We start from the raw sequence: 23,926 nt of genomic DNA, 5'->3' as shown, positions 1-23,926 counted from the left end.
TCGCTTTTGCCATGACGCTGCCGACCGATCCCGCCGAAAACCTTGCCGCCCTTATCCGTTGTGCTTCGGTGACGCCGGCCGAAGGCGGCGCGCTGACCGCGCTGGAGACGATGCTGAAACCGCTCGGCTTCCTGGTCGATCGACCGGTGTTTTCGGAAGGTGGTACGCCGGACATCGAAAACCTCTATGCCAGGCGTTCCGGCAACGGTCCGCATCTGATGTTCGCCGGCCACACCGACGTGGTGCCGGTCGGCGACGAAGCCGCATGGACTCATCCGCCCTTCGGCGCCGAAATCGCCAATGGCGAGATGTATGGCCGAGGCGCCGTCGACATGAAGGGCGGTATTGCCTGTTTCATCGCCGCCGTCGCGCGCCATGTCGAGAACAATGGCGGCCCGAAGGGTTCGGTGTCGCTGCTGATCACCGGCGACGAGGAAGGGCCGGCCATCAACGGCACGGTCAAGCTGCTCGAATGGGCGGCTTCCAGGGGCGAGAAATGGGATGCCTCGATCGTCGGCGAGCCGACCAACCCGGACGCGCTTGGCGACATGATAAAGATCGGCCGCCGCGGCTCGATGTCGGGCGCCATCACCGTCAATGGCCGCCAGGGCCATGTCGCCTACCCGCAGCTTGCCGACAATCCGGTGCGCGGGCTGATGGGTCTGGTCGATGCCTTGCTGCATCCTGTCTTCGACAAGGGAACCAGGGATTTTCAGCCGACCAATTTGGAGGTGACGTCCATCGATGTCGGCAACCCGGCCACCAATGTCATTCCGGCCAAGGCGACCGCCACCTTCAACATCCGCTTCAACGACACCTGGACGGCGGAGACCGTACAGGCGGAAATCCACAACCGGCTCGATCAGGCGGCCAAACGCAAGAAGTACCGGCAGGGCAAGAAGACACCGGTCGACTACGACCTCGTCTGGCGCGACCGGCCGAGCCATGTCTTCCTGACCCGCGACGACAGGCTGGTCGAAACGTTGCGCGGCTCGATCAGGTCGGCGGTCGGCAAGGAGCCGGCGCTGTCGACCTCGGGCGGCACTTCGGATGCGCGCTTCATCAAGGACTATTGTCCGGTGGTCGAGTTCGGGCTGGTCGGCAAGACCATGCACATGGTCGATGAGCGCGTCGCCATTGCAGATCTCGAAACGCTGACCCAAATCTACCAGCGCTTCATCGAAGACTGGTTCGGGCAGGCATGAGCATGCTTTCAGCGGACGAAACCCAAGCTTCGCTGATGGGCGCCTGGCGGCTGATGCTCGGCAAGGTCGACGGCTTGCGCCTGCTCGACCTATCGGCCGACGGCTTCTGGAATTCCTTTTTCGCCATCATCGTCGCTGCACCCGCGCTGATCGTCGGCTGGGTCGGCATCGCCAACGAGATCGGCGATCCCGAGGCCTTTGCCGGACGCTTCAGCATGCTGTTGCGCCTGGCGACGGTCGATATCGGCTCCTGGGTGCTGCCGCTCATTGCTCTGGCACTTGTCGCGCCGCGCGCCGGCATTGGCGGCCGCTTCGTCCATTATGTCGTTGCCAGCAACTGGGCCTCGGCCATCACCGCCTGGCTGATGCTGCCCTCGGCGCTGATCAGGCTTTTCCTGTCGTCGGCAAGCCAGGTTTCGAGCCTTGTGTCGTTGCTGCTGTTTGCCCTGTCGATGGTGCTGACCTGGCGCATGACAAACGTCACCATCGGCAAGGGGGTAGCCATCGGCACCGCCGTTTTCGTCGGCATGTTCGTGGCCTCGCTGCTGGCGCTGTTCGGCCTGCAGGCGCTGCTCGGCATCAGCGTGCCGGATGATATCGGGTCTCAGAGCCTTTCCGGGTTCATCTCCGGATAATCGACGCCAATAAGAAAAAGCCCGTCCGGCGGCGCAACCTGACCGCAGGCGGCGCGGTCGTGCGCCTCGAGCGCCGCTTTGAGGTCGGCGACGGTCCAGGCGCCTTCGCCGACACGTTTGAGGGAGCCGACCATCGAACGCACCTGATTGTGCAGGAACGAGCGCGCCGAAGCCTTCACCTCGATCAGGTCACCCTCTCGACTCACGTCGAGCCGCTCCAGCGTCCTGATCGGGCTGTTGGCTTGGCATTGGGTCGAGCGGAAGGTGGTGAAGTCATGCCGTCCGAGCAGCTCTTTCGCCGCTTCGTGCATGGCGCCGGCGTCGAGCCGTTTCGGCACCCACCACACCTTGCCCTTGTCGATCGCCGCCGGCGCGCGGCGGTTGAGGATGCGGTAGACATAGTGGCGGCCGGTGGCAGAGAAGCGCGCGTCGAAGCTGTCTGAGACGACTGTCGCCTTCAGGACGGCGATATGTGCGCCGGCCATCTGTAGATGCGCGTTGACTGCATCACGCACCTTGTCGCCCGCCCACGCCTTGGCGAGGTCGACATGCGCCACCTGGGCGGTCGCATGCACGCCGGCATCGGTGCGGCCGGCGGCGCGCAACCGGACCTCTTCGCCGCAGAATTTTTGGATCGCCTGCTCGATCGCCTGCTGCACCGAGGGCTGATCCGCCTGGTGCTGCCAGCCGGCAAAGAGGCTGCCGTCATATTCGATGTCGAGGCGAAAACGCGGCATGCTAGAGCATGATGCCGAAAAGTGTTAAGCGGCTTTCGGACGACATCATGCTCTATCTCTTTGAGTTAGAGGCGAATGCAGACGCCGCTTACGCGGCGAGTGCCGAGCCGAAGGCCGAGGCGTAGACCAGCCTGCCGGCTTCCGGGGCGTCGCCCCAAGTCAGGGCCTGCAGGGCCTCGCTTTGGTATTCGCTCTCGAACTTTTCGGCGCGTGCATGGCTGTAGCCGAAACGGCTGTAATAGGCCGGATCGCCCAGCACCACGGCCAGCGTCTCGCCGGCATCCCTGAGGCGGATATGCGCCTCGCGGATCAGCGCGCCGCCAATGCCGCTGCCATGGAACGAGGGCTCGACCGCCAGCGGCGCCAGCGCCACGGCCGCAAAGTTCTTGCCGCCGCTCTGGACGAACAGCCGCGAAAACAGGATGTGGCCGACCACCTGGCCGTCCTCTTCCGCCACCAGTTCGGTGACGGCGTCGCCGCCGGTCACCAGCGCGTCGACCAGTCCGGCCTCCGCCTGCTGGCCGAAAGCGTGTTCCTCGACGAGGCGGATGGCCTCGCGATCTCGCGGCGTCGCCGCGCGTATCGACATCATGCTCATGAGAATTTCATTCCTTTTTCGATCTTGGCCCCGCGCAGGAATTCCGACGCGGCAGCGGGCCTTCCGCCCGCCCGTTGAACTTCGACCAGACTGATCGCACCTGCCCCGCAGGCGACCGTCAGCCGGTCATCGAGAATTCCTCCCGACTCGCCGGCGCCTTGCGATAGCGTCGAGCGAAGCAGTTTCAGCCGCTCCTGGCGGCCGCCAATTGCAATCTCGGACCAGGCCCCGGGAAAGGGCGACAGGCCGCGAATGGTATTGTGCACTTCGCTCGCCGAGCGAGTCCAGTCCACGCGAGTCTCGGATTTATCGATTTTTTTGGCGTAGGTCACCCCTTCCACAGTTTGTGCGGTAAATCTCAGGGTGTTCCTTTCCAGTCGCGCCAGCGCTTCCACCATCAGTGCAGCACCGACGCTCATCAACCGATCATGCAGATCGCCGGCTGTCATATCGGGTTCGATGGCGCATTTTTCAACCATTGCCACCGGGCCGGTGTCCAGGCCCTCTTCCATGCGCATCACTATCATGCCGGTTTCGCTGTCACCGGACATGATCGCGCGCTGGATGGGCGCGGCACCCCGCCAGCGCGGCAAAAGCGAGGCATGGCCGTTGATGCAGCCAAGCCGGGGTGCCTCCAGAACCGCCTTCGGCAACAGCAGGCCATAAGCGACCACCACTGCGACATCGGCCCGCAGGGCGCGGAAAGCGGCCTGCTCGGCCTCACCTTTGAGCGATACCGGTGAGCGCGTCTCGATGCCCAGCCGCTCGGCCTCGCGCTGCACAGGCGACGGCGTCAACTCCAGCCCGCGTCGTCCGGCGGCGCGCGGCGGCTGCGTATAGACGGCTGCGACATCATGTCCGGCCTCGGCGATGGCCCGCAGCGTCGGCACCGAAAACTCCGGCGTGCCCATGAAGATGACGCGAAGGGGCATGCCCCTATCCCACCATCTTGCCCGGCACTTTGTCCCTGGCCAGCTTCTTGAACTTCTTCACCACCATGTCGCGCTTCAGCTTCGAGATGTGGTCGATGAACAAGACACCATTGAGGTGGTCGATCTCGTGCTGCAGGCAGGTCGCCATCAGCCCCTCGGCCTCGATCTCCTGCAGCTTGCCGTCGCGGTCGAGATATTTGACCCGCACGCCTGCCGGGCGTTCGACCTCGGCGTAGTAGTCCGGGATCGACAGGCAGCCTTCCTCGTAGACCGAGCGCGTGTCGGCGCTGCTCAGGATTTCCGGGTTGATGAAGACATGCGGTGCCGGCGTCTCGTCTTCCTTGGCCAGATCGATCACCAGCATGCGCACTGGTTCGCCGATTTGGATAGCCGCCAGCCCGATGCCGGGCGCGTCATACATGGTCGCCAGCATGTCGTCGGCTAATTTGCGCAAAGTCCCGTCGACGCGCTCCACCGGCTTCGAAACCTGGCGCAGGATGGGGTCGGGAAGGATGATGAGCGGCTTGATCGGCATGGCGTTCCACCTAAGACCTCCAGCGAAAAGCGTCAACCGGGGCGCCGGGGCGCCGTTCACGTTTTGATCTGTGCCAGCCCCGCGAATCGGCTATGCTGTCCACATGAATGATCTGACATCCATCCTTTCGGAGCCTGTCGCCCGGCTTGGCGCCTCCACGATCACGCTCGGCCATGCGCTGGCCGTCGGCGCATTGCTGTTTCTCGGCCTGTTCGTGGCGCTTGTCATCGCGCTGTGGCGGTCGGCCAAGGCACGCGCCGTCGCCGCCGCTGAGGCCGCCGATCATGCCCGCGACGCCGAGGCACGAATGGCCGGCATCTTGCAAAGCCAGGCCGAGATGCAGGGCCGCATGGGCGCCATCGCCGAAGTGTTCGGGGCACGCCAAGCCGAGCTGACGCAGTCGATCGGCCAGCGCCTCGACGCCATGACCGGCCGCATCGGCCAGACCATGACCGAGCAGACCAAATCCACGCATGAGAGCCTGGCCAAATTGCAGGAACGGCTGGCGATCATCGACACCGCTCAAGGCAACATCCAGTCGCTTGCCGGACAGGTCGTGCAATTGCAGGCGATCCTCTCCAACAAGCAGACGCGCGGCGCCTTCGGCCAATCGCGCATGGAGGCGATCGTTGCCGATGGCCTGCCGCACGGTGCCTACGAGTTCCAGGCAACGCTGTCGAACGGCAGCCGGCCGGACTGCCTGGTGAAGATGCCGAATGGCGCGCCGTCGCTTGCCATCGATGCCAAATTTCCGCTCGAAGCCTGGAACGCCATCCGCGCCGCCGATGGCGTCGACCTGCAGAAGGTTGCTGCCCAGGCCTTCCGCCGCGACATCGAAATCCATGTCCGTGATATATCGGAGAAATATCTGATCCAGGGCGAGACGCAGGACACCGCCTTCATGTTCGTGCCGTCGGAATCGGTGTTCGCCGAGATCCACGAGAATTTCGAGGCCATCGTCCACAAGACGCACCGCGCCCGTGTCGTCATCGTCTCGCCGTCGCTGCTGATGCTGTCGATCCAGGTCATCCAGGCGATCCTCAAGGACGCCCGCATGCGCGAACAGGCGCATCTGATCCAGGGCGAGGTCATCCGGCTGATGGAAGACGTTGCGCGCGTCGACGAGCGGGTGCGCAAGCTGCAGATCCATTTCGGCCAGTCGGCCAAGGACATCGACGACATCCTCGTCTCGACGTCGAAGGTCACCAGGCGCGGCCAGAAGATCGAAGCGCTGGAGTTCGGCGCGCAGCCCGACGGGGATGCCGGCCCGGACGCCGCGCCACGGGCTGCCGCCGCGAAGGTCGAGACAGGGACCCGCGTCGCCGATTCGAAGACCGGGCAGCTCAGGCTGAGGGTCGTCGAAGGCGACGACTGACGCCTGAGGAGCGCTATTGCTCCTCCACGGTGGTCATGCCCTGGAATTCCGGCAACCAGTGCAGCGCTGAACTGTGCCATTTCTGCGTTGTCGGGATCAAATCCTCGCGTTGCCGCGCGGTTCCCGCTCGAATTCCATAGACCTTCGGACCATCTCCAACCGACGTGGCGTAAAGGTGCGAACCGCAGTGGGCGCAAAAAGCCTGGGCGCGCTTGGCGCCGCTTGCCCCGGTCTTGATATAGATTTTCGGCATACCTTTGGTGATCCGATAATGATCCTCAGGCGCCGGAACAGTCACCCGAAAGGCCGTGCCGGTCAGTTTCTGGCAGTCGGTGCAGTGGCAGATCGAGGTCTTTTCCGGGTCGACCTCCGCCTCGTAGGTGATAGCGCCGCAGTGGCAGCCGCCGTCGATTTTCATCTTGTTTCTCCCTGCTTCGCCGGCATCTTAACCGGCCCGATCCGGCTCGTCTCCTGACGCGGCTTCAACAATCTTGCGCCGCCGTTCCCAGGTCCCTGTCGTCTGCGGTTTGACGAACAATCGGGTGATCTCCGGCATCTCTGTCTTCAGCCGCGCCTCCAGGCGCTCCACACAGGCTTCGATCTCCGGCGCCGTCAGGTGATCCTCGAACTCGATGCTGAGAGCAGCGACGATCTCTTGCGGTCCCATGTGGACGGTCAGAACGCCGTTCGCCTGCTGCACCGCCGGATCCTGCTGGACGATCGCCAGCACGTGTCCCTGCACCTCTGGGGAGGCCGGCTCGCCGATCAGCAGCCCCTTGCTTTCGCGGGCCAGGAAGATCGCCGTCGCGCCCAGGATCAGCCCAATGCCGATCGAGGCGGCGCCGTCGAGTTCCGGCATCTCCAGCAGCTCTGCCGCAAGGATGCCGGCGAAGGCGACGATCAGGCCGAGTAGGGCTGCGCTGTCCTCGAACAGCACGGTGTAGACGCTGGGGTCCTTGCTCGACTGCACGGCCTGCAGCCAGCCCTGCTTGCCCTTCTGCTTGCGGAACTCCCTCAGCGCCACCAGCCAGGAGCTGCCCTCGAACAGGAAGGACAGGCCAAGAACGATGTAGTTCACCTTGGCGTTGACCACCGGCTCCGGCGCCATGATGTGGATAACGCCTTCGTAGAAGGAGACGCCGGCGCCCAGTGCGAAGACCAGAAGGGCGACGATGAAACTCCAGAAATAGAGTTCGCGGCCGTGACCGAGCGGATGCGTCCGATCGGGCGGGCGGGCGGCGCGGTGCATGCCATAGAGCAGCAGGCCGCCATTGCCGGTATCGACCAGTGAGTGCACGCCTTCCGACAGCATCGCCGAACTGCCGGTGAAGAAGGCGGCGGCGAACTTGGTCAGTGCGATGGCGAGATTGCCGGCGAGCGCTGCGTAGATCACCCTTTTTGAGCCGCCATGCCCGGCCATGATGCTGCCCCTGTTCAAGGCGCCAACCTAACGGCCAGCCCCGTCAAAGCTCCACAAGACAACACAACGCGCGAACCGTCGGCTCGTTCGGTCGGCTATTCGACGATCTCGTCGGTCCAAACTTTGAAACCGGCGAGCGTGCCCGGCCCGAAGATATGGGTCAGCGGCACGTCGGCGGCGTCGCGACCGGAGGCGATCAGGATTCGGCCGATGCGCGGCGCATTGTTGCGCGGGTCGAAGGCATGCCAGCGGCCGCCGAGATAGACTTCCATCCAGGCGGCGAAATCCATGCTCGACCACGGCTTTGGCGTGCCGATGTCGCTGATGTAGCCGGTGCAGTAGCGCGTCGGGATGTTGAGCGCCCGGCAGAAGGTGACCGCGAGATGCGCGAAGTCGCGGCAGACACCACTTTGTTCGCGATAGGCTTCCGCCGCGGTACGTGTCGGCCGCGCATTGCCGTAGTTGAAGACGATATGATTGTGGACGAAGTCGCAGACCGCCTGCACGCGCGCAATGCCGAGCGGCGTGTGGCCGAACAGCCGCCACGCCTCGCTCGCCAGAAGGTCGCTCTCGCAAAAGCGGCTGGGCAGCAGAAACAGCAGCGTATCCGCCGGCAGGTCGCGCACCTCGTGCTGCCAGGCCATCAGGTCGCCCATCTCGAAGGTGCCGGGATCGCGGATCACCGCGTCGGTGCCGAAGGTGAACCGCCCTGGCGGAGCGACGAACCGGTTGCACCAATTGCCGAAACTGTCGCGATAACTCTCGATCGGCACTGGCGGGTTGGAGGTCAAGAAGTCGGGCCGCTCGAGGTCGGAGGCGCGGGAATAGTGGACATTCAGCATTGCGATGAGCGGCGTTTCCTGCGGAAAGTCGAAGCTCATCTCGCAGCCGATGTGGATTCGCATTGTCGTCCTGACCGGCCTGCCTGTTCATCGCTTGGCGGAAGGCCGGGCTGATGCTGCAGTGCGAAGATGACCATGGCACGGACCGGCATGGTTTACGAGCAAATTTGAAACCGGTTGAAAGCGGTCGGCTGGCGACGTCGATTGGCGCTAGCCTCTTGCAGTCGGACGTTTCTCTTGTTTCACTTCGCTTCCCGCAATCGGAGGAACGAATCATGGCTAAAGGTGCGATGAAGGCAGGCAAGGAAGCCCGCAAGCCGAAGAAGGATGCCAAGAAGCCCGCCCCGGCTCCAGCCTTGAAGGCGCCGCCCGTCAAGGCGATGAAGCTCAAGGACAAGTAGGTCCGGTCAAAACCCGTCCGAACGGGATTGCGACCGGCAACGTTGTTGCCGGTCGTTGTTGATCGAGCGCTCGAATTTCTTATATTAGCGGGGCGGGGACGACCTCGCACTTTCCCCGAAAATCCGGCCGGGACGACCCGCCATTGTTGATGAGCATCGGAATCCGAATTCGGTCCGATGCCTTGATGGAGCGTTGTCTATGGCGTGGACTCTTCTGTTTTTTGCCGGCCTGTTCGAGATCGGCTGGGCAATCGGCCTCAAATACACGGACGGCTTCTCGAAGCTGGTGCCCACCGTGCTGACCGTTGCCTCGATGATCGTCAGCCTCGCTCTGCTCGGCCTGGCGCTGAAGGCGCTGCCCGTCGGCACCGCCTACGCGGTCTGGACGGGCATCGGCACCGTCGGCACGGCACTACTCGGCATCTGGCTGCTCGGCGAGCCGGCCACCCCGATCAGGCTGGCCTGCATCGCGCTCATCGTAAGTGGCATCATAGGGCTGAAGTTCGCCGCCTGATCATACCGCCAAAGCGCGTCGCGTTTGAACGGGCGTGCTTTGGGGTGCTGTTCCTGCGCACGCCGTCCTCCCAAAACCGGAAGCCACTTTTGGGCGACAGGCATTGGACAAACACGTTCAGGGCCGCTGCAAGGCGACCCTGATCTTCGAAGCAGATTGCTCCGTTGCTGGGAGGCTAGCGCGCGGAGAAGCCTGGAGGCGTCCTGCCAGTGCGCTGCTTGCGCGCCGCATAACGCGCGTCGCGCTTGGCCTTGCGTTCAGCTTCGTCGGCCAGCAAACGGGCGATGCGCTCGTTTTCTTCGGCTTCCCGAATCTTGGCTTCAGCCTGCGCTGCCTCTTCGGCCGCGATGCGTGCCGCTTCGGCTGCTGCCTCGCGGTCGGCCTTCTCGACCGCCTCGCGTGCCAGCTTTTCCTGCTTCAGCCTGGCCTTTTCAGCCTCGCGTATCTGGCGAGCCTCGAGGATTGCCTTGCGTTCGGCCTGTCGTGCCAGCACCGTCGGATCGTCTGCTGCCGGCTTTGACTTGAAGCGCTCCAGAAGCGCCTTCTTTGCCTCGTTTGCGGCATTGCGCCGCTCGAAAATGTCTTTTTCCCTGTAGATAGCCAAGTCCACTTCCCTGAAGTCAATTCGCGAGGCTTACATACGCGCGAATGCCGAGAGTTCAAGCGCCAAAACGGCATGCCAGCCATGAAATTCCGCAATGTTGCACCTGGGAGACGTATTTTCGACCGGAACCGGCATGCACTGTTCACCGTCCGCCCCTCTGGCGGCGAGGCGGGTCGATGGCTACCTCTAGCCCGAAACTCCAACACCAGGATGACATTCGAATGGAACTCGGTCTCTACACCTTCGCCGACGTCAGCCCACAGCACGGCCCCGGCGCGATTGGCCCGCATGAACGGCTGCGCAACCTGATTGAGGAGGTCGAACTGGCCGACCAGGTCGGCCTCGACGTCTTCGGTCTCGGCGAGCATCACCGGCCTGACTATGCCGCCTCCGCACCGGTCGTGGCGCTGGCCGCTGCCGCCGAGCGCTCGAAGCGCATCAGGCTGACCAGCGCGGTCACCGTTCTGTCCTCCGACGATCCGGTGCGCGTCTTCCAACAGTTCGCCACACTCGATCTTCTGTCGGGCGGCCGCGCCGAGATCATGGCCGGGCGCGGCTCGTTCATCGAATCCTTCCCGCTGTTCGGTTACAATCTCGAAGACTATGACGAGCTGTTCGCCGAAAAGCTCGACCTCCTGCTTGCCATCCGCGATCATGTGAAGGTCACCTGGTCCGGCAATCTGCGCGCGCCGATCAACGATCGCGGCGTCTATCCCAGGCCGTTCCAGGCCAGGCTGCCGGTCTGGATCGCTATTGGCGGCACGCCGCAATCGGCAGCGCGCGCCGGGGCCCTCGGCCTGCCGCTGGCGCTCGCCATCATCGGCGGCGAGCCGGCGCGTTTCGCGCCGCTGTTCGATCTCTACCGGGAGGCGGCCAAGCGCGCCGGCAACGATCCGGCAAGCCTCGCCACCAGCATCAACGTGCACGGCTTCATTGCCGAAACGACCGAGCAGGCGGCCGATGATTTCTACGGCCCACAGGCCGAAGTGATGAACCGCATCGGTCGCGAGCGCGGCTGGGGTCCCACGTCGCGGGCGCATTTCGATCAGTCGCGTGGCCCCAATGGCGCACTGTTCGTCGGCAATCCCGAGCAGGTGGCCGAGAAGATCGTCGCCCAGCACAGGATATTCGGCAATGACCGCTTCCTGCTCCAGATGGCGATCGGCACCATGCCGCATGCCAAGATCATGAAGGCGATCGAGCTCTACGGCACCAGGGTGGCGCCGATCGTACGCAAGGAAACAGCGAAGTCCGCGCCCGCGGTGCCGGCGCCCGTTGCATAGGTCAGCGGGAGGTCCGCGCTCCGGGCCTTGCCCGGCTAACGGAACCCAAGCGGCGGTAGAGGCGTTTTCGTCAACGGATTGCACCAATTGCGGTGCGCCGGTGAGGGTCCATGATGAAGGCCGAACCCGCCGCTTTGGGCACAGGCGTTGCCGAGGCTGAAGACCCGCGCGTCGCGGCTCGCGCGGACACGCATCTGATGCGTTCGCTGCTCATCGGCATCTTCCTGTTCATGGCCATCTACGCGCTTTATTTCGCCCGCGCCTTCTTCATGCCGGTGATGCTGGCTTTCCTCTTGGCGTTGACGCTGACGCCGATCGTCCGGCTGCTGCGCAAGCATGGCATCCCCGAAGTGATTTCGGCGACCCTTTTGGTGCTGTTGTCGATATGCATCTTTGCCAGCGCCGGCTATTTGCTCAGCGGCCCGGTTATCGACCTCATCAACAACACCTCGTCGATCGGCCAGCAACTCACCGAACGGCTGGCGCAATTGCGGCGTCCGTTCGAGAGGATCATGCAGATCTCGCACCAGATCGAGCAACTGACCGAGACGTCGCAGGAGGCCGGCATCCAGAAGGTGGCGGTCGCCCAATCAGGCATCCTGTCGTCGGCGGCCAGCAACATCCTGTCGGCGGGAACAGGCCTGACCATCATCTTCGTGCTGTCGCTGTTCCTGCTCGCTTCGGGCACGATGTTCTATGAGAAGATCATCCAGTCCTTCGCCAGCCTCAGCGAAAAGAAGCGCGCACTGCGCGTCGTCTACGACGTCGAACGGGAAATTTCGCACTATCTGCTCACCGTCACCATCATCAATGTCGGCCTCGGCACGGTGATCGGCCTTGGCTTGTGGGCGCTCGGCATGCCCAACCCGCTGGTCTGGGGGGTCGCCGCCGCCCTGTTCAACTTCCTGCCTTATGTCGGGGCGCTGATGACCATCGTTCTGGTCGCGATCATGGCGCTGATCAGCTTCGACACCATCTCCTACGCGCTGCTGGCGCCGGCCTTCGTGCTGGTGTGCGACATCGTCGAAGGCCAGTTCGTGACACCGATGGTGGTCGGCCGCCGCCTTGAGATCAACGCCGTGGCGATCTTCATCGCCATCGCATTCTGGTCGTGGCTCTGGGGTTTCGTCGGCGCCTTGATGGCGGTTCCGCTGCTGGTCGTCATCAAGGTGTTCTGCGATCATTTCGACGGGCTCAGCCCTGTCGGCAACTTCCTCGCCGCGCAGCACACGGCCGTCGTCGTGGACGATGACATCGCCGACACGGAATCCGCAAAGAGCTGATCAATATTTTTGAATTTGCGGCGTCGCCGGGCGCTCCCTACATGCGGTCCCTACACAGGATCCCGTCATGACCGCTCTTTCCGTTCTCGACCTGTCGCCGATCATCGAAGGCAGCGATGCCTCGCAGTCGCTCGCCAATTCGCTCGATCTTGCCCGTCATGCCGAGCGACTGGGCTACAAGCGCTATTGGCTGGCCGAGCATCACAACATGCCGGGCATCGCCAGTGCCGCCACCGCGGTCGTCATTGCCCATGTCGCCGGCGGCACCAGGACCATTCGTGTCGGGGCCGGCGGCATCATGCTGCCCAACCATTCGCCGCTGGTGATTGCCGAACAGTTCGGCACGCTGGCCGCCTTGCATCCGGGCCGCATCGATCTCGGCCTCGGCCGCGCGCCCGGCACCGACATGGGCACGGCACGCGCCTTGCGCCGCAACCTCGAGGCCGGCGTCGACAATTTCCCGCAGGATGTCGTCGAGCTGATGGGCTACTTCCAGCCGGCCGCGGAAGGCCAGCGCATCCGCGCCGTGCCGGGCGAGGGCCAGAACGTGCCGATCTGGATCCTCGGTTCCAGCCTCTACGGAGCGCAGCTCGCCGCCATGCTCGGCCTGCCTTATGCCTTTGCTTCGCATTTCGCGCCGGCGGAACTCGACCACGCTCTGGATGTCTACCGTTCACGCTTCCAACCGTCGGAACAGCTCGACAAGCCGCATGTGATGCTTGGCCTCAACGTCTTTGCGGCGCCCACCGATGCCGAGGCGCGCTTGCTGTTCACCTCGCTGCAACAGGCTTTTGTCAATCTGCGCACAGGCCGGCCCGGTCGGCTGCCGCCACCGGTCGAGAACTATGACCGCGATCTCGATCCGATGGCCAAGACCATGCTTGGTCAGGCGCTGTCCTGCGCGGTCGTCGGGTCTCCGGAAACGGTCCGGCAAGGCATCGACGCGTTCGTGCGCCGCACCGGCGCCGACGAGCTGATGGTCACCGCGCAGATATTCGACCACGCGGCCCGCGTGCGGTCGTTCGAGATCCTGGCCGAGGCCCACAAATCCCTTTCGCAGGCGGCCTGATTCTTGGCTTGGAGGATACAGGGTGCTTCTGCTAAGGGCGGGGCACCCTTCCGCAAGATCGAGCGCCGCCCATGAAAAATGACCATGATGCACGCATGCAGTTTGCCATCGAACTGGCGCGGCGTGCCGGCGAACTCGGCCTGAAATACTTCCGCGACCTCGACAGCCTGACCATCGAGAGCAAGGGCCATCAGGACCTGGTCTCCGAAGCAGACCGCGAGGTCGAACTGTTTATCCGCGCCGCCATTGCCGCCGATTATCCGCAAGACGGCATCGTCGGCGAGGAGCACGCGTCGGTCGCGGGTTCGACGGGCTATGTCTGGGTGATCGATCCCATCGACGGCACCGCCAATTTCGTGCGCGGCATCCCGGCCTGGTGCGTGGTGATCGCCTGCGCCCTGCATGGCGAGACCGTGGTTGGCGTGATCCACGAACCGTCGACCGGCGAGACGTTTCACAGCCGGCTCGGCGGTGGCGCCTTCGTCAACGGCAGGCCGATCAAGACCAGTGCGAGCACCAGCTTGGAAGAAGGATCCGTCGGGACCGGATTTTCAAACCGTGCCAACACCGAAAATGTCGCCGTGCTGGTCCGCATGCTGCTGGCCGAAGGCGGCGTCTTCTTTCGCAACGCATCCGGCGCCTTGATGCTCGCCTATGTCGCCGCCGGCCGGCTGCTCGGCTATGTCGAGGAGCACATGAACGCATGGGATTGCCTGGCCGGCATGCTTCTGGTCGAGGAAGCCGGCGGCATGGTCGTGAAATCCGATCCGAAGACGGTGCTGCTGGACGGAACACTGGTCATCACTGGCGGCAAGGGCGTCTTCCCAAAGCTGCGGGAGCTTTCTTCGGAGGCGTTCAAGCTCTGAACGCTACCTTGTGCGAAAGACGCTCTGGCCTGTCGGGACTTAGGCCAGCTTGGCCAGCAGCTTCATGAATGTGGCGATCTCCTTGGCCGAGAGCGGCGCGAGCGTTTCCTGCGTGATCTCGCGGGCAAGCGGGATCAGGCGCTCGACCGCGTCGCGACCTTCAGCGGTCAAATTGACCAGCAGCCGCCTTTTGTCGACCTCATGCTTGGAGAGATCGACCAGGCCGCGCGCCTTCAGCCGGTCGATGACACCCTTCACCGTCGCCGCGTCCATGGCAATCAGCGTGCCGAGCTGGTTCTGCGAGGTCTCCCCGACATCGCGCAGCTTGGCCAGTGCCGCGAATTGCGGCGGCGTCAGATCGGCGATATGCGCAGCGAAGATCGAGACGTGGCGCTGATGCGCCTTGCGCAGGATGAAGCCGACCTGCTCCTGCAAGCGATAGTCGTTCTCGTCAGGCTCTTCGGCCTCGACCAGCTTCAGCAGATTGTCCTCGGCGCTCACCGCAGCCCGTCCCAGGCCTTGATATCCCCGGCCGCCAGGCCGCCCATGCGGTCGTGCACGCGTGGGCCGCAGGTCATCGCGAGGCAGAACAGGATCTCGTCGGGGCGCGGGCCGTCGTTGATGCCGACTTCCATGGCGTCGAAATGGCTGCGCACATAGGCGGCATTGATGTGGCCGAGCGGCACGTCAAGCCTGGAGCCGAAGGCGCCGACCTTCTTTGCCGACGGCACGATCGCCTTGGCGTCGTCGAGCCGCTCGCGCATGGCGTAGCCGCCAGGCACATGCCAAAGCGCGCCGTGTTCGAGTTCGCCTGATGTGCCGACAATGGCGCCCTTGCCATAGCCGTCGATCTGTTTCACGTCGCCCCCGAGCGCCGCGATCAGCCGGTCGGCCAACAGCAGGCCGAGCGGCTTCAGATCGTCCATGGCGCTCTGCAACTCTTCGACATAGCGCCCGGCGAACGGGTTCTTGACTAGCGCCATTGCAGCGGCGCGCCGGCGCGGCACCATGGCCACCGGCCCGCCGTCGTGGAAGATCTCCTCCGTCAGAACCGCGATCTTGCGGATCGGAAACTCAGGCATGGGCAACTTCCTTCCCTGGACTTTTGTCGGGCGCGGCAAGCGCCATGGAACCACTGATGCGGGTCTGGCCGGCAAGAAACAGCGCCGATGCGGCGATCAATCCCCTGCGGCGGAAATCTTCGGCGACGGCAAGTCCACCGTCCAACGCCATGGCGATTTCCGTTGAGGAAAGCGCGCCGACCTCTTGCGTGATCGGCCGGTGGCCGAGGTCGCTGTCCGGCGCCAGATCGCGCGCCGGCACGCGCCGGATGGCCGGATGGCCGGGCAGGTCGACGGCATTGGCAATCAGCGTCGCGGCGGCATCGGCTTCGGCCCCGGTCCGCGCCAGCACTGTGACGGCGTCGGCAATCCCAAGCGAAAACGAGCGCCCGCGCCAGCCGCTGGTGGCGACGCCGCGCACGCCATCCCCGCCATGGATGACGACACGGTCTGCCAAACCGTGGCCGGTGCCGGCGATGGCAAGCGTCATCGACTGGCCGGCGCCGAGATGGATGGCGCTGTCGCCGCCATTGTTGACATAGGCGCGGTCAAGCTTCCGGCCGGCAAGCATCGCCCCGAGCATTTCGTCGGCTACCGAACCGGCGACGGCGGCCATGGGTGTGATGAAATCTTTCGCCAACGGCACCACAGCCGCTTCCATGCGCCGCGCTGTCGAACCGGCGAACGCGCGCGGTCGGCTCGTGGCCGGCTGGCGCAATTCCGGCAATTCCTCGACCAGCTCTGGCAAGATGGTCTGGAAACGCGTAACCGCCTGCTCATAGGCCTTGCGGCATTCGTGCGCCTCGCCGAAGGCCTCGACGATCAGGTCGATCGGCCCGTGGTTCAGATGCAGCCGCTTGCCGTCCTGCAGCCAATGCGCTTGCGGGCCGGACATCACCCGGCCCCGTTGGAGCGAACGCGGTGCAATTGTGCCAGCGGCGGCCATGGATTGCCGGCCGCGGCACCCGTGCCGCGGCGCGGATTGAGATACTCGCCGCCTTTGGCAATGATATCCTCGACGCTGCGGATTTCGGCCTCGTAGCCGCCAAGCCTGACATAGTCGTCGCGGCGCAGGGTGAATTCGATCGGCGCCACCAGCGCCGGGGTCGGCACATAACCAAAGGCGCCTTCCGGCACCCGCGTGACATCGACCATCAGCGTGATGCCGCCGCCCGGCCAGACATAGACCGGCGCGCCGCCGACCGTCACATAAGTGGTCAGGCCTTGCACGGAACGGGTGAGATTGACCGGGTTTTCAGTGACGCCAGCGCGCAGCGAACCACCGGCGCCGCCGATGAACAGCACGGTGCACAGCGCCGGCTCGCAATTGTCCTCGATCAGCCCGACGGACTTTTGCAGCCGGTCAGGAAACGGTTTCTGCACCGGCTTCAAGTCGTCATCGAGTTCGTAATAGGCAAACTGCTCGCCGGTGGTCGAAACCATCAGTAGCGACAGGCCCGCCCGCGCGCCCTTCTTGGCGTTCCATTCGCCGAGGATCGACAGCGGGTCGGATATGCTGGTGCCGCCCCAGCCGAGGCCGGGCTCGGACACCTTGAAATAGCGGCCCGGCGTCGAGCGGCGGCCGATGATCTTTATGCCTGTGTCCTGCCAGCCCAGCACCTTGCCGGCCTGATGCTCGGACACGACGCCGGTGATGTGGTCGTCGACCACCACCACCTCGTCGACCAGCCCGCGCCATTGCGTGGCGAACATGCCGATGGTGGCCGACCCGCAGCCGACACGCATCCGGTGTTCCTGCTTGCCGTCGATGACAGGTGGTTTGCCGGCTTCGACGATGACGGTGGCGCCGCCGTCGATGCTGAGCTCCACCGGCTTGCGGTTGCACAGATTGAGCATCGCGTCGCAAGTGGCGCGCCCTTCCGACTTGGAGCCGCCGGTCAGGTGATGCACGCCGCCCAGCGACAGCATCTGCGAGCCGTATTCGCCCGTCGTGACATGGCCGATCGCCTCGCCCCCGGCGCGCACTGTAGCCGTTTCGGGTCCGATATGACGGTCGGTGTCGATCTTCACCTTGACGCCGCAGTAGGAGAATATGCCCTCGGTGACGACGGTGACGAGATCGACGCCCTCGACTTGCTGGCTGACGATGAACGGGGCCGGCTTGTAGTCGGGATAGGTGGTGCCCGCACCGATGGCGGTGACGAAGCGGCGGCCGGTGTTGACCAGCTCGCCGTCCCATGCCTCGCCCTCGGCAACAAACGGCACCATGGCCGCGCCGGCCTCGGCCGCGTGGTCGAGGATGGTCAGCGGGTCCATGCGCACGATCCTGCCGCCGACATTGCCGTAGCGGTCGCAGGCGCCGGTACGGCCGTCGGCGATGTAGCACATCACCGGGCAGGCATCGCAACGGATCTTCTCCGCCACCTGCTTTTCGCCGGGATCGTGCATCTCGAAGCGTTCGGCAAGCTCGCTCATGGGCGTGCCTCCTTTTCGCGAATGGCGGCGCGGATGCGCGTCGGCGTCGCCGGAACCTTGGTGACCAGAACGCCGGTGGCGTCGCGGATGGCGTTGAGGATCGCCGGCGCTGTCGGGATCAGCACATGCTCGCCCAGGCCCTTTGCGCCGAACGGTCCTTCGGGGTCGGGAACCTCGATCAGGATGGTCTCGATCGGCGGCACGTCGCCAATGGTCGGAATGAGGTAGTCGTGCAAATTCTCGGTACGGCCGGGGATATACTCTTCCATCAGCGCCATGCCGATGCCTTGCGCGATGCCGCCTTCGATCTGGCCCTCGACCAGCAGCGGGTTGATCGCTTTGCCGACATCGTGCGCCGCGGTGATCTTGATCAGCTTCACCGTGCCGAGTTTGAGATCGACTTCGAGTTCGGCAATCTGCGCACCGTAGCCATAGACCACATAGGGCTTGCCCTGGCCCTTGGCGTCGAGCGGCAGCGTCGGCGGGTCGTAGCTTTCCTCGGCGCGGAAGACGAAGCCATCGGCATCCACGTCCAATGCCGCGAGATCGATGTGGCGCGTGGCCTCACCCTCGCGGATGACGATCGCCGGGCCGTCCAGCCGCAGCGATGCCTTCTCCGAGACGTTGGCAAAGCGCAGGATCTTTTCCCGCAAGGCACGGCCCGCCTTTTCGGCCGCCTTGCCGGTCACGAAAGTCTGGCGCGAGGCCGATGTCTTGCCGGCATCGGGGCTGATGGCGGTATCGGCGCTTTTCAGCCGGAATTTCTCCAGTGGCAGGCCAAGGGCGTCGGCGCAGATCTGAGTGATGACCGTGTTCGAGCCCTGGCCGATATCGACGGCGCCCTGATGCAGGACGACGTCGCCGCAAGCCGCGATGCCGACGCGGATGGTCGACGGGTTGGGCAGCGAGGTGTTGCCGCAGCCATACCAGCAGGAAGCCACACCAACGCCGCGCTTTTTATCCCTGTTGGTATCGTTGAATGCACTCGCATCGGCCTTCGCCCGCGCCCAATGCGGCCGCAGGGATTCCAGGCATTCGGCAATGCCGACGCCGGAATCCAGCCGCTGTCCGGTAACCGTTTCGGATCCGTTCCGAAGACAGTTTTTCAGGCGAAACTCGAGCCGGTCGATGCCCAGCTTGTCGGCCAGCTCGTCATAGAGCGTCTCCTGCACGATCGTCGCTTGCGGCACGCCGAAGCCGCGGAAGGCGCCGGAGATCGGCCCATGGGTGTGGATGGCGCGGCCCTCGGCGCGATAGTTCGGCGTCGCATAGGGGCCGGAGGCGTGCACCGGCACACGGTTGGCAACCGTCGGCCCCCAGCTGGCATAGGCGCCGGTGTTGAAGTCGCCGGCAAAGATCATGCCGGTGACATGGCCGTCGGCATCGGCGCCGATGGTCGCCTTCATCTCGGCCGGATGGCGCTTCGTGGTCGACATCATCGATTCGTTGCGGGTATAGGCGAGCGCCGCCGGCCGCCCGGTCTTCAGCGTCACAAGGCCGATCAAAGGCTGCAGCGAAACGTCGAGCTTGGAGCCGAAGCCGCCACCGGTCGCGGTCGGCACGATGCGCACCTTGTCGACGGCAAGGCCGAGCACCTTCGCGGTCTCGTCGCGGTCCATATAGGGCGCCTGGGTGCAGGCGACGACGACCAGCGTGTCGCCATCCAGATATGCATAGCCGGCTTCCGGCTCGATATAGGCGTGCTCGACATAGGAGGTGTCGATGGCGCCGGAGACGGTGATGGCAGCGCCGGCAAGCGCCGCCTCGGGATCGCCGCGTTCGACAAAGCCGGAGGTGAGCAGGTTCGCCGGGCGGTTGTCATGGATCAGCCTGGCGCCGCTGGCCTGTGCTTCGCAAGGCTGCAGGACATGCGGCAGCTCGCTCCAGCGGATTGGGAAATCCGACAGGTCGAGATCGAGGATGGCCTCGCGCTCGCCGGCGATCAGCGCCACCGCCTCGCCGCGAAGGCGCGCAATATCCTCGGCCAGCGCCGGCTGGTCGGCGAACGGGCCGATCACGCCGAAACAGTTCTTTCCCGGAATGTCGGCGGCGGTGAAGACGCCGGCGATGCCGGGATGCGCCTTCACCCAGCCACCGAGGTCGCCGAAGGCGAAGCTCGCGTGATAATGCGGCGAGCGCACCACCAGCACGGCCAACGCATCGGCGGGGAAGGAATCGCCACCGAATTTCTCACCGCCGGTGACCTTCGGCACGCCGTCGAGCCGGATGGGCGAAGAGCCAACAGCATTGCCCGATCGAGGCAAGCGGAAATCGAGGCTTCCGGCTTGCTTGGAGGCATCCATTACCGCCGCGATGATCTTCCGGTAACCCGTGCAGCGGCAGAGGATACCGCCCAGCGCGTCCTGGACCTCGGTCTCGGTCGGGTTGGGTTTCTTGTCCAGCAATGCCGTGGCCGCGACCAGCAGCGCCGGCGTGCAGATGCCGCATTGCGCCGCGCCATGGTCGAGGAACGAGGCCTGCAGCGCCGACAGCCGGCCATTGGCGAGCCCCTCGACTGTTGTAACCGCTGTTCCCGCGGCGGAAGCCGCCGACATCAGGCAGGCGCAAACAGGATCGCCGTCGACCAGCACCGTGCAGGCGCCACAGTCGCCGGCGTCGCAGCCGACCTTTGTGCCGGTCAGCAGCAATTCGTCGCGCAGCACGGAGGACAGCCGACGCAGCGGCGGCACGTTGACCGAGATGGCGGCGCCATTCACTTCGAAGGCGATGTCAGCTCGCTCGGGACCGAGGCGAGGCTGAACGCCGCCGAGATCGGGCAGCGTTTCACGCATCTCAGGCGAGACCTGGCTCATGCTGCCACCACCTCGGGGTCATTCATCAGCCCGCAGGCCTGGAGCACGGCGCGGGCAACGATCTCGCGCACCGCATCGAGCCGGTATTCGGCGCTGCCGCGAACGTCGGCGATCGGCGACAGCTCAGACATCGGCGCGGCCAGGACCGCATCGGCGAGCGCCTGGCCGGCAGGCAGGCCGCGCAAGGCGGCTTCGACGCCGGCGAGGCGCTCGGCCACCACCGAGCAGGAGCCGGCGGCAACCGCGGCTTCCCCGACAATGCCGTTTTCCACTACCAGACGCGCCGCCACCATGGCGATGGAAATGACGAGATAGCGCCGCGCGCCGAGCTTGACGAAAGCCGACGTGCCGGCAGCAGGCTTCGGCACGCGGATGGCCGTGACCATCTCGCCGGCCAGCAACGCAGTGCGACGATTGCCGAGAATGAAGTCCTGCAGCGGTGCATAACGTGTCGTTATTGCCGATCGCAGTTCGACTTCCGCATCGAGGACGAGCAGCGCCGGCACACCATCGGCGGCCGGCGAGGCGTTGCAGAGATTGCCGGCGACCGAGGCGACGTTCTGGATCTGCGCCGAGCCGACCTCACGCGCCGCCTGTTTCAGCGCATCGAAGGCCGGCGGCAAGGGGTGCCGGACGATGTCGGTCCAGGTCGTGCGCGCACCGATGACGAAGTGGTCATCCGTCTCGGCAATGCCGCGCAGCGCCGCCAGGCCATTGATGTCGAGTACATTGTCGCGGAAGGGCTTGCTGCCTTGCGCCGGATAGAAATCGGTGCCGCCCGCAAGGATGCGCCAGGCGTCCTCGCCAAGCAAAGCGAGCGCTTCGTCGACCGAGGTGGGTTTCGCGTAACGGATCACGCTTTGCCTTCCCAAATGGGGCCTTCCAGAAAGAGGCCTTCCAGAAACCGGTATTTTTCGAAAGACCATGCCGGCATCGATGCCCGGCGAAATTCATTCGTATGCAAATGATATCAAGACCGTAGGAATTGTCAAAGCCAGAGTTTGTGGCAGCTCGTCCGGCACGCATTTGTTATGCCTTGAGTGGTTGACGCAGCCGGCCATCTGGTCGAGTTTCTGCCTCCGGTCGCGACAGCGGTATTTTTTCACCGGAGCCCGAGACAAAGAGGAAGCCCCATGGCCGACGAAGCGCTTGTTGTCATCGACCTGCAGAACGATTTTTGTCCGGGCGGCGCGCTGGCGGTTGCCGGCGGCGACGAGATCGTGCCGCTGGTCAATGACCTGATACGGCACGCCGATCATGTCGTGCTGACGCAGGACTGGCATCCCGCCGGCCATTCGAGTTTTGCCTCCAGCCATCCTGGATCGCAGCCCTTCACGATGATCGACATGCCCTACGGCCAGCAGACTTTGTGGCCGGACCATTGCATCCAGGGCAGCCTGGGCTCGGATTTCCACTCCGGCCTCGCCTGGACCAAGGCGGAGCTCGTCATTCGCAAGGGGTTTCGGCCCGCAATCGACAGCTACTCGGCCTTCTTCGAGAACGATCGGACGACGACGACCGGCCTTGCCGGGTATCTCAGGGAACGCGGCATCGACACGCTGACCCTGGTCGGCTTGGCAACCGATTTCTGCGTTGCCTTTTCGGCGCTGGACGCCGTCAGCCAAGGTTTCAAAACCACCGTGCGGCTCGATGCCTGTCGTGGCATCGATCTCAACGGTTCGCTCGAGACAATGCTGCACCGCATGCGCGACGCCGGCGTGACGCTCGAAGACCACGTCTTGGATTGAACTGAACGTGGGGCGCAAGAGGGGCTTTTTGTGGATTGCGACAGGAGCAGGCGCTGTGATCGCTGTCGCAATGCTGTTCCCAGGCCAAGCCTTGGCAGCGGAGGAACACGCACTGCCCGGCGCCGCGATGTCGCTGTGGTGGGCGCTGCCCTTTGCCGGCCTGCTTTTGTCGATCGCCACCGGGCCTTTGCTCTTCCATCACATATGGGAGCACCACTATGGCAAGATCACCGCGCTTTGGGCGGCGCTGGTGATCGTGCCGCTGGCATTGGCCTTCGGCATTCCCAGTGCGACCGAGGCGGTGCTGCATGCGCTGCTTGCGGAATACATGTCCTTCATCATCCTGCTGTTCGCGCTCTACACAATTTCGGGCGGCATCCTGCTTGCCGGCAACATCCACGGGACGCCGTTGGTCAATGCCGGGCTGCTGCTGGCTGGCGCGATCCTGGCCTCGGTGATCGGCACGACCGGCGCCTCCATGGTCCTGATCCGGCCGATCCTGCGCGCCAATGACGCCAGGCCGTTAAACGCCCATGTCGTCATCTTTTTCATCTTCCTGGTTGCCAACATCGGCGGCTCGCTGACACCGCTCGGCGACCCGCCGTTGTTTGTCGGTTTCCTGCGCGGCGTCGACTTTTTCTGGACCGCCGCCAATCTCTGGCGCGAGACGCTGTTCGTCGGCGGCGTCGTGCTGGCCGTCTTCCTGGGCATCGACATCATCCTGCACCGGCGCGAAAACGCAGCACCGAAGACCAGGGATCCGACACCGGATACGAAGGTACGCCTGCGCGGTCTGGCCAACCTTCCGCTGCTGGCCGGTGTGATCGGCGCGATCCTGGTGTCGGCGGCCTGGAAGCCGGGAGTGAGCTTTTCCGTATTGGGCGTCAGCCTCGAGCTGCAGAATCTGGTGCGCGACGCGATCAACCTGGCGCTGGCCTTGCTGTCGCTTCCCCTCTCGTACAAGAGCCACCGCGAAGCGAACGGCTTCAATTGGGGGCCGATATCGGAGGTGGCGAAATTGTTTGCCGGCATCTTCATCTGCATCGTACCGGTCATCGCCATCCTCAGGGCAAGCCATGAGGGGGCACTGGCGCCGCTGGTGGCACTTGTCAGTTCGCCCTCCGGCCAGCCCAACGATCTCGCCTATTTCTGGCTGACCGGGGCACTGTCGTCCTTCCTCGACAATGCACCGACCTATCTGGTGTTCTTCGAACTCGCCGGCGGCGACCCTCAGCATCTGATGACCGAGTTTGCCTCCACCCTGGCGGCGATTTCGACGGGTGCGGTGTTCATGGGCGCCAACACCTATATCGGCAATGCCCCCAATTTCATGGTCTATGCCATCGCCAGGCATCGCGGCGTGAAGATGCCGGGCTTCTTCGGCTACATGCTGTGGTCCGGGCTGGTGCTGATCCCGACATTCCTGGTGGCGGGCTTTTTGTTCTTCGGGTGAGCCGAAAAACCATAACCGGTTCGTTTCTGCCCCCCTTTAAGGCGATCACGCGGAGTGGTCGGGCGGTTGTCGGATCGCGTGATCAGCGCATCGCTCTCCAAGCTGGGATCGGCCAG

Annotated in this window: 25 protein-coding genes; 11 read left to right on the top strand and 14 right to left on the bottom strand. The window is 64.4% G+C overall.

Annotated features, from left to right (window positions below):
- The first annotated feature begins 11 nt into the window (after positions 1–11).
- Complete coding sequence (gene dapE / locus AC0ZT5_RS19845; protein WP_488497782.1) at positions 12–1,205, top strand: succinyl-diaminopimelate desuccinylase; 1,194 nt, start codon at positions 12–14, stop codon at positions 1,203–1,205.
- 2 nt (positions 1,206–1,207) lie between these two features.
- A complete protein-coding gene (locus tag AC0ZT5_RS19840) occupies positions 1,208–1,840 on the top strand; it encodes a transporter (RefSeq protein ID WP_488497812.1) in 633 nt (210 codons plus the stop codon).
- Here the strand turns inward: AC0ZT5_RS19840 and truA are convergent.
- The 4 genes from truA to def all read right to left on the bottom strand — a co-directional run bounded on the left by truA (position 1,810) and on the right by def (position 4,642).
- Positions 1,810–2,577 carry a tRNA pseudouridine(38-40) synthase TruA gene (gene truA / locus AC0ZT5_RS19835; protein WP_488497781.1) on the bottom strand — a complete coding sequence of 256 codons (768 nt, stop codon included), beginning with the start codon at positions 2,575–2,577 and terminating at the stop codon, positions 1,810–1,812. The two genes, AC0ZT5_RS19840 and truA, sit on opposite strands and share 31 nt — an antisense overlap.
- A gap of 88 nt (positions 2,578–2,665) precedes the next feature.
- Positions 2,666–3,175, bottom strand: coding sequence for a GNAT family N-acetyltransferase (locus tag AC0ZT5_RS19830; protein ID WP_184872969.1), 510 nt, complete (start codon positions 3,173–3,175; stop codon positions 2,666–2,668).
- Positions 3,172–4,107, bottom strand: coding sequence for a methionyl-tRNA formyltransferase (gene fmt / locus AC0ZT5_RS19825; RefSeq protein WP_488497780.1), 936 nt, complete (start codon positions 4,105–4,107; stop codon positions 3,172–3,174). The genes AC0ZT5_RS19830 and fmt overlap by 4 nt, the downstream gene beginning before the upstream one ends.
- Before the next feature lie 4 nt (positions 4,108–4,111).
- Positions 4,112–4,642, bottom strand: a complete 531-nt coding sequence (def, locus tag AC0ZT5_RS19820) for a peptide deformylase (protein WP_477281086.1) — start codon at positions 4,640–4,642, stop codon at positions 4,112–4,114.
- A 103-nt stretch (positions 4,643–4,745) separates the two neighbouring features.
- Between def and AC0ZT5_RS19815 the strand changes: the two genes are divergently transcribed.
- Entirely contained in the window at positions 4,746–6,017 is a 1,272-nt protein-coding gene (locus AC0ZT5_RS19815; RefSeq protein WP_488497779.1) for a DNA recombination protein RmuC, read from the top strand.
- Positions 6,018–6,030: 13 nt separating this feature from the next.
- On the opposite strand, the gene AC0ZT5_RS19810 is transcribed toward AC0ZT5_RS19815, so the two are convergent.
- The 3 genes from AC0ZT5_RS19810 to AC0ZT5_RS19800 form a co-directional block, all read right to left on the bottom strand.
- On the bottom strand, positions 6,031–6,435 hold the full coding sequence (locus AC0ZT5_RS19810; RefSeq protein WP_488497778.1) for a GFA family protein: 405 nt from the start codon (positions 6,433–6,435) through the stop codon (positions 6,031–6,033).
- Between the two features lie 27 nt (positions 6,436–6,462).
- A complete protein-coding gene (locus tag AC0ZT5_RS19805) occupies positions 6,463–7,437 on the bottom strand; it encodes a cation diffusion facilitator family transporter (RefSeq protein ID WP_488497811.1) in 975 nt (324 codons plus the stop codon).
- A 95-nt stretch (positions 7,438–7,532) separates the two neighbouring features.
- Positions 7,533–8,342: a transglutaminase-like domain-containing protein gene (locus AC0ZT5_RS19800; RefSeq protein WP_477281094.1), complete on the bottom strand. Its 810-nt coding sequence runs from the start codon at positions 8,340–8,342 to the stop codon at positions 7,533–7,535.
- 50 nt (positions 8,343–8,392) lie between these two features.
- Between AC0ZT5_RS19800 and AC0ZT5_RS19795 the strand changes: the two genes are divergently transcribed.
- A complete protein-coding gene (locus tag AC0ZT5_RS19795; RefSeq protein WP_488497814.1) occupies positions 8,393–8,680 on the top strand; it encodes a hypothetical protein in 288 nt (95 codons plus the stop codon).
- Between the two features lie 199 nt (positions 8,681–8,879).
- The gene (gene sugE / locus AC0ZT5_RS19790; RefSeq protein ID WP_488497777.1) at positions 8,880–9,194 is read left to right on the top strand and encodes a quaternary ammonium compound efflux SMR transporter SugE; all 315 of its coding nucleotides are present in this window, start codon (positions 8,880–8,882) and stop codon (positions 9,192–9,194) included.
- A 175-nt stretch (positions 9,195–9,369) separates the two neighbouring features.
- Here the strand turns inward: sugE and AC0ZT5_RS19785 are convergent, their stop codons facing one another.
- Complete coding sequence (locus AC0ZT5_RS19785; RefSeq protein ID WP_488497776.1) at positions 9,370–9,798, bottom strand: DUF6481 family protein; 429 nt, start codon at positions 9,796–9,798, stop codon at positions 9,370–9,372.
- Between the two features lie 221 nt (positions 9,799–10,019).
- On the opposite strand from AC0ZT5_RS19785, the gene AC0ZT5_RS19780 reads away from it, so the two are divergent.
- The 4 genes from AC0ZT5_RS19780 (at position 10,020) to AC0ZT5_RS19765 (ending at position 14,299) form a co-directional block, all read left to right on the top strand.
- Complete coding sequence (locus AC0ZT5_RS19780; protein WP_488497775.1) at positions 10,020–11,081, top strand: LLM class flavin-dependent oxidoreductase; 1,062 nt, start codon at positions 10,020–10,022, stop codon at positions 11,079–11,081.
- Positions 11,082–11,194: 113 nt separating this feature from the next.
- A complete protein-coding gene (locus AC0ZT5_RS19775) occupies positions 11,195–12,364 on the top strand; it encodes an AI-2E family transporter (RefSeq protein ID WP_488497810.1) in 1,170 nt (389 codons plus the stop codon).
- Positions 12,365–12,431: 67 nt separating this feature from the next.
- The gene (locus AC0ZT5_RS19770; protein ID WP_477224998.1) at positions 12,432–13,433 is read left to right on the top strand and encodes an LLM class flavin-dependent oxidoreductase; all 1,002 of its coding nucleotides are present in this window, start codon (positions 12,432–12,434) and stop codon (positions 13,431–13,433) included.
- 71 nt (positions 13,434–13,504) lie between these two features.
- Positions 13,505–14,299, top strand: coding sequence for an inositol monophosphatase family protein (locus AC0ZT5_RS19765; RefSeq protein ID WP_488497774.1), 795 nt, complete (start codon positions 13,505–13,507; stop codon positions 14,297–14,299).
- 39 nt (positions 14,300–14,338) lie between these two features.
- Here AC0ZT5_RS19765 and AC0ZT5_RS19760 read toward each other — a convergent pair whose 3' ends face one another.
- Genes AC0ZT5_RS19760 through AC0ZT5_RS19735 form a run of 6 tightly spaced genes read right to left on the bottom strand, consistent with a single transcriptional unit; the run spans position 14,339 to position 21,466 of the window.
- Positions 14,339–14,800 (bottom strand): MarR family winged helix-turn-helix transcriptional regulator, encoded by a 462-nt coding sequence (locus AC0ZT5_RS19760; RefSeq protein WP_478352800.1) that lies wholly within the window; start codon positions 14,798–14,800, stop codon positions 14,339–14,341.
- Complete coding sequence (locus tag AC0ZT5_RS19755; protein ID WP_488497773.1) at positions 14,797–15,381, bottom strand: amino acid synthesis family protein; 585 nt, start codon at positions 15,379–15,381, stop codon at positions 14,797–14,799. The genes AC0ZT5_RS19760 and AC0ZT5_RS19755 overlap by 4 nt, the downstream gene beginning before the upstream one ends.
- Positions 15,374–16,255: a UPF0280 family protein gene (locus AC0ZT5_RS19750; RefSeq protein ID WP_488497772.1), complete on the bottom strand. Its 882-nt coding sequence runs from the start codon at positions 16,253–16,255 to the stop codon at positions 15,374–15,376. The genes AC0ZT5_RS19755 and AC0ZT5_RS19750 overlap by 8 nt, the downstream gene beginning before the upstream one ends.
- Complete coding sequence (locus tag AC0ZT5_RS19745) at positions 16,255–17,796, bottom strand: 6-hydroxynicotinate reductase (protein WP_488497771.1); 1,542 nt, start codon at positions 17,794–17,796, stop codon at positions 16,255–16,257. The genes AC0ZT5_RS19750 and AC0ZT5_RS19745 overlap by 1 nt, the downstream gene beginning before the upstream one ends.
- The gene (locus AC0ZT5_RS19740; RefSeq protein ID WP_488497809.1) at positions 17,793–20,588 is read right to left on the bottom strand and encodes a molybdopterin-dependent oxidoreductase; all 2,796 of its coding nucleotides are present in this window, start codon (positions 20,586–20,588) and stop codon (positions 17,793–17,795) included. Before AC0ZT5_RS19740 ends, AC0ZT5_RS19745 begins: the two co-directional genes overlap by 4 nt.
- Positions 20,589–20,605: 17 nt before the next feature.
- A complete protein-coding gene (locus tag AC0ZT5_RS19735; protein ID WP_488497770.1) occupies positions 20,606–21,466 on the bottom strand; it encodes an FAD binding domain-containing protein in 861 nt (286 codons plus the stop codon).
- 276 nt (positions 21,467–21,742) lie between these two features.
- On the opposite strand from AC0ZT5_RS19735, the gene pncA reads away from it, so the two are divergent.
- Both pncA and AC0ZT5_RS19725 read left to right on the top strand, forming a co-directional pair.
- On the top strand, positions 21,743–22,357 hold the full coding sequence (gene pncA / locus AC0ZT5_RS19730) for a bifunctional nicotinamidase/pyrazinamidase (protein WP_488497769.1): 615 nt from the start codon (positions 21,743–21,745) through the stop codon (positions 22,355–22,357).
- 70 nt (positions 22,358–22,427) lie between these two features.
- Positions 22,428–23,810, top strand: a complete 1,383-nt coding sequence (locus tag AC0ZT5_RS19725; protein WP_488497808.1) for a sodium:proton antiporter — start codon at positions 22,428–22,430, stop codon at positions 23,808–23,810.
- Positions 23,811–23,926: the final 116 nt, after the last annotated feature.

The sequence above is a fragment of the Mesorhizobium sp. CNPSo 4670 genome (assembly GCF_057784235.1).
This window is presented reverse-complemented; position numbering and strand designations above follow the sequence as displayed.

Excerpts from the sequence above, each read along its gene's own strand:
- dapE (WP_488497782.1), top strand. The coding sequence starts at position 12 with ATGACGCTGCCGACCGATCCCGCCGAAAACCTTGCCGCCCTTATCCGT.
- AC0ZT5_RS19840 (WP_488497812.1), top strand. The coding sequence starts at position 1,208 with ATGCTTTCAGCGGACGAAACCCAAGCTTCGCTGATGGGCGCCTGGCGG.
- truA (WP_488497781.1), bottom strand. The coding sequence starts at position 2,577 with ATGCCGCGTTTTCGCCTCGACATCGAATATGACGGCAGCCTCTTTGCC.
- AC0ZT5_RS19830 (WP_184872969.1), bottom strand. The coding sequence starts at position 3,175 with ATGAGCATGATGTCGATACGCGCGGCGACGCCGCGAGATCGCGAGGCC.
- fmt (WP_488497780.1), bottom strand. The coding sequence starts at position 4,107 with ATGCCCCTTCGCGTCATCTTCATGGGCACGCCGGAGTTTTCGGTGCCG.
- def (WP_477281086.1), bottom strand. The coding sequence starts at position 4,642 with ATGCCGATCAAGCCGCTCATCATCCTTCCCGACCCCATCCTGCGCCAG.
- AC0ZT5_RS19815 (WP_488497779.1), top strand. The coding sequence starts at position 4,746 with ATGAATGATCTGACATCCATCCTTTCGGAGCCTGTCGCCCGGCTTGGC.
- AC0ZT5_RS19810 (WP_488497778.1), bottom strand. The coding sequence starts at position 6,435 with ATGAAAATCGACGGCGGCTGCCACTGCGGCGCTATCACCTACGAGGCG.
- AC0ZT5_RS19805 (WP_488497811.1), bottom strand. The coding sequence starts at position 7,437 with ATGGCCGGGCATGGCGGCTCAAAAAGGGTGATCTACGCAGCGCTCGCC.
- AC0ZT5_RS19800 (WP_477281094.1), bottom strand. The coding sequence starts at position 8,342 with ATGCGAATCCACATCGGCTGCGAGATGAGCTTCGACTTTCCGCAGGAA.
- AC0ZT5_RS19795 (WP_488497814.1), top strand. The coding sequence starts at position 8,393 with ATGCTGCAGTGCGAAGATGACCATGGCACGGACCGGCATGGTTTACGA.
- sugE (WP_488497777.1), top strand. The coding sequence starts at position 8,880 with ATGGCGTGGACTCTTCTGTTTTTTGCCGGCCTGTTCGAGATCGGCTGG.
- AC0ZT5_RS19780 (WP_488497775.1), top strand. The coding sequence starts at position 10,020 with ATGGAACTCGGTCTCTACACCTTCGCCGACGTCAGCCCACAGCACGGC.
- AC0ZT5_RS19775 (WP_488497810.1), top strand. The coding sequence starts at position 11,195 with ATGAAGGCCGAACCCGCCGCTTTGGGCACAGGCGTTGCCGAGGCTGAA.
- AC0ZT5_RS19770 (WP_477224998.1), top strand. The coding sequence starts at position 12,432 with ATGACCGCTCTTTCCGTTCTCGACCTGTCGCCGATCATCGAAGGCAGC.
- AC0ZT5_RS19765 (WP_488497774.1), top strand. The coding sequence starts at position 13,505 with ATGAAAAATGACCATGATGCACGCATGCAGTTTGCCATCGAACTGGCG.
- AC0ZT5_RS19755 (WP_488497773.1), bottom strand. The coding sequence starts at position 15,381 with ATGCCTGAGTTTCCGATCCGCAAGATCGCGGTTCTGACGGAGGAGATC.
- AC0ZT5_RS19750 (WP_488497772.1), bottom strand. The coding sequence starts at position 16,255 with ATGTCCGGCCCGCAAGCGCATTGGCTGCAGGACGGCAAGCGGCTGCAT.
- AC0ZT5_RS19745 (WP_488497771.1), bottom strand. The coding sequence starts at position 17,796 with ATGAGCGAGCTTGCCGAACGCTTCGAGATGCACGATCCCGGCGAAAAG.
- AC0ZT5_RS19740 (WP_488497809.1), bottom strand. The coding sequence starts at position 20,588 with ATGCGTGAAACGCTGCCCGATCTCGGCGGCGTTCAGCCTCGCCTCGGT.
- pncA (WP_488497769.1), top strand. The coding sequence starts at position 21,743 with ATGGCCGACGAAGCGCTTGTTGTCATCGACCTGCAGAACGATTTTTGT.
- AC0ZT5_RS19725 (WP_488497808.1), top strand. The coding sequence starts at position 22,428 with ATGCTGTTCCCAGGCCAAGCCTTGGCAGCGGAGGAACACGCACTGCCC.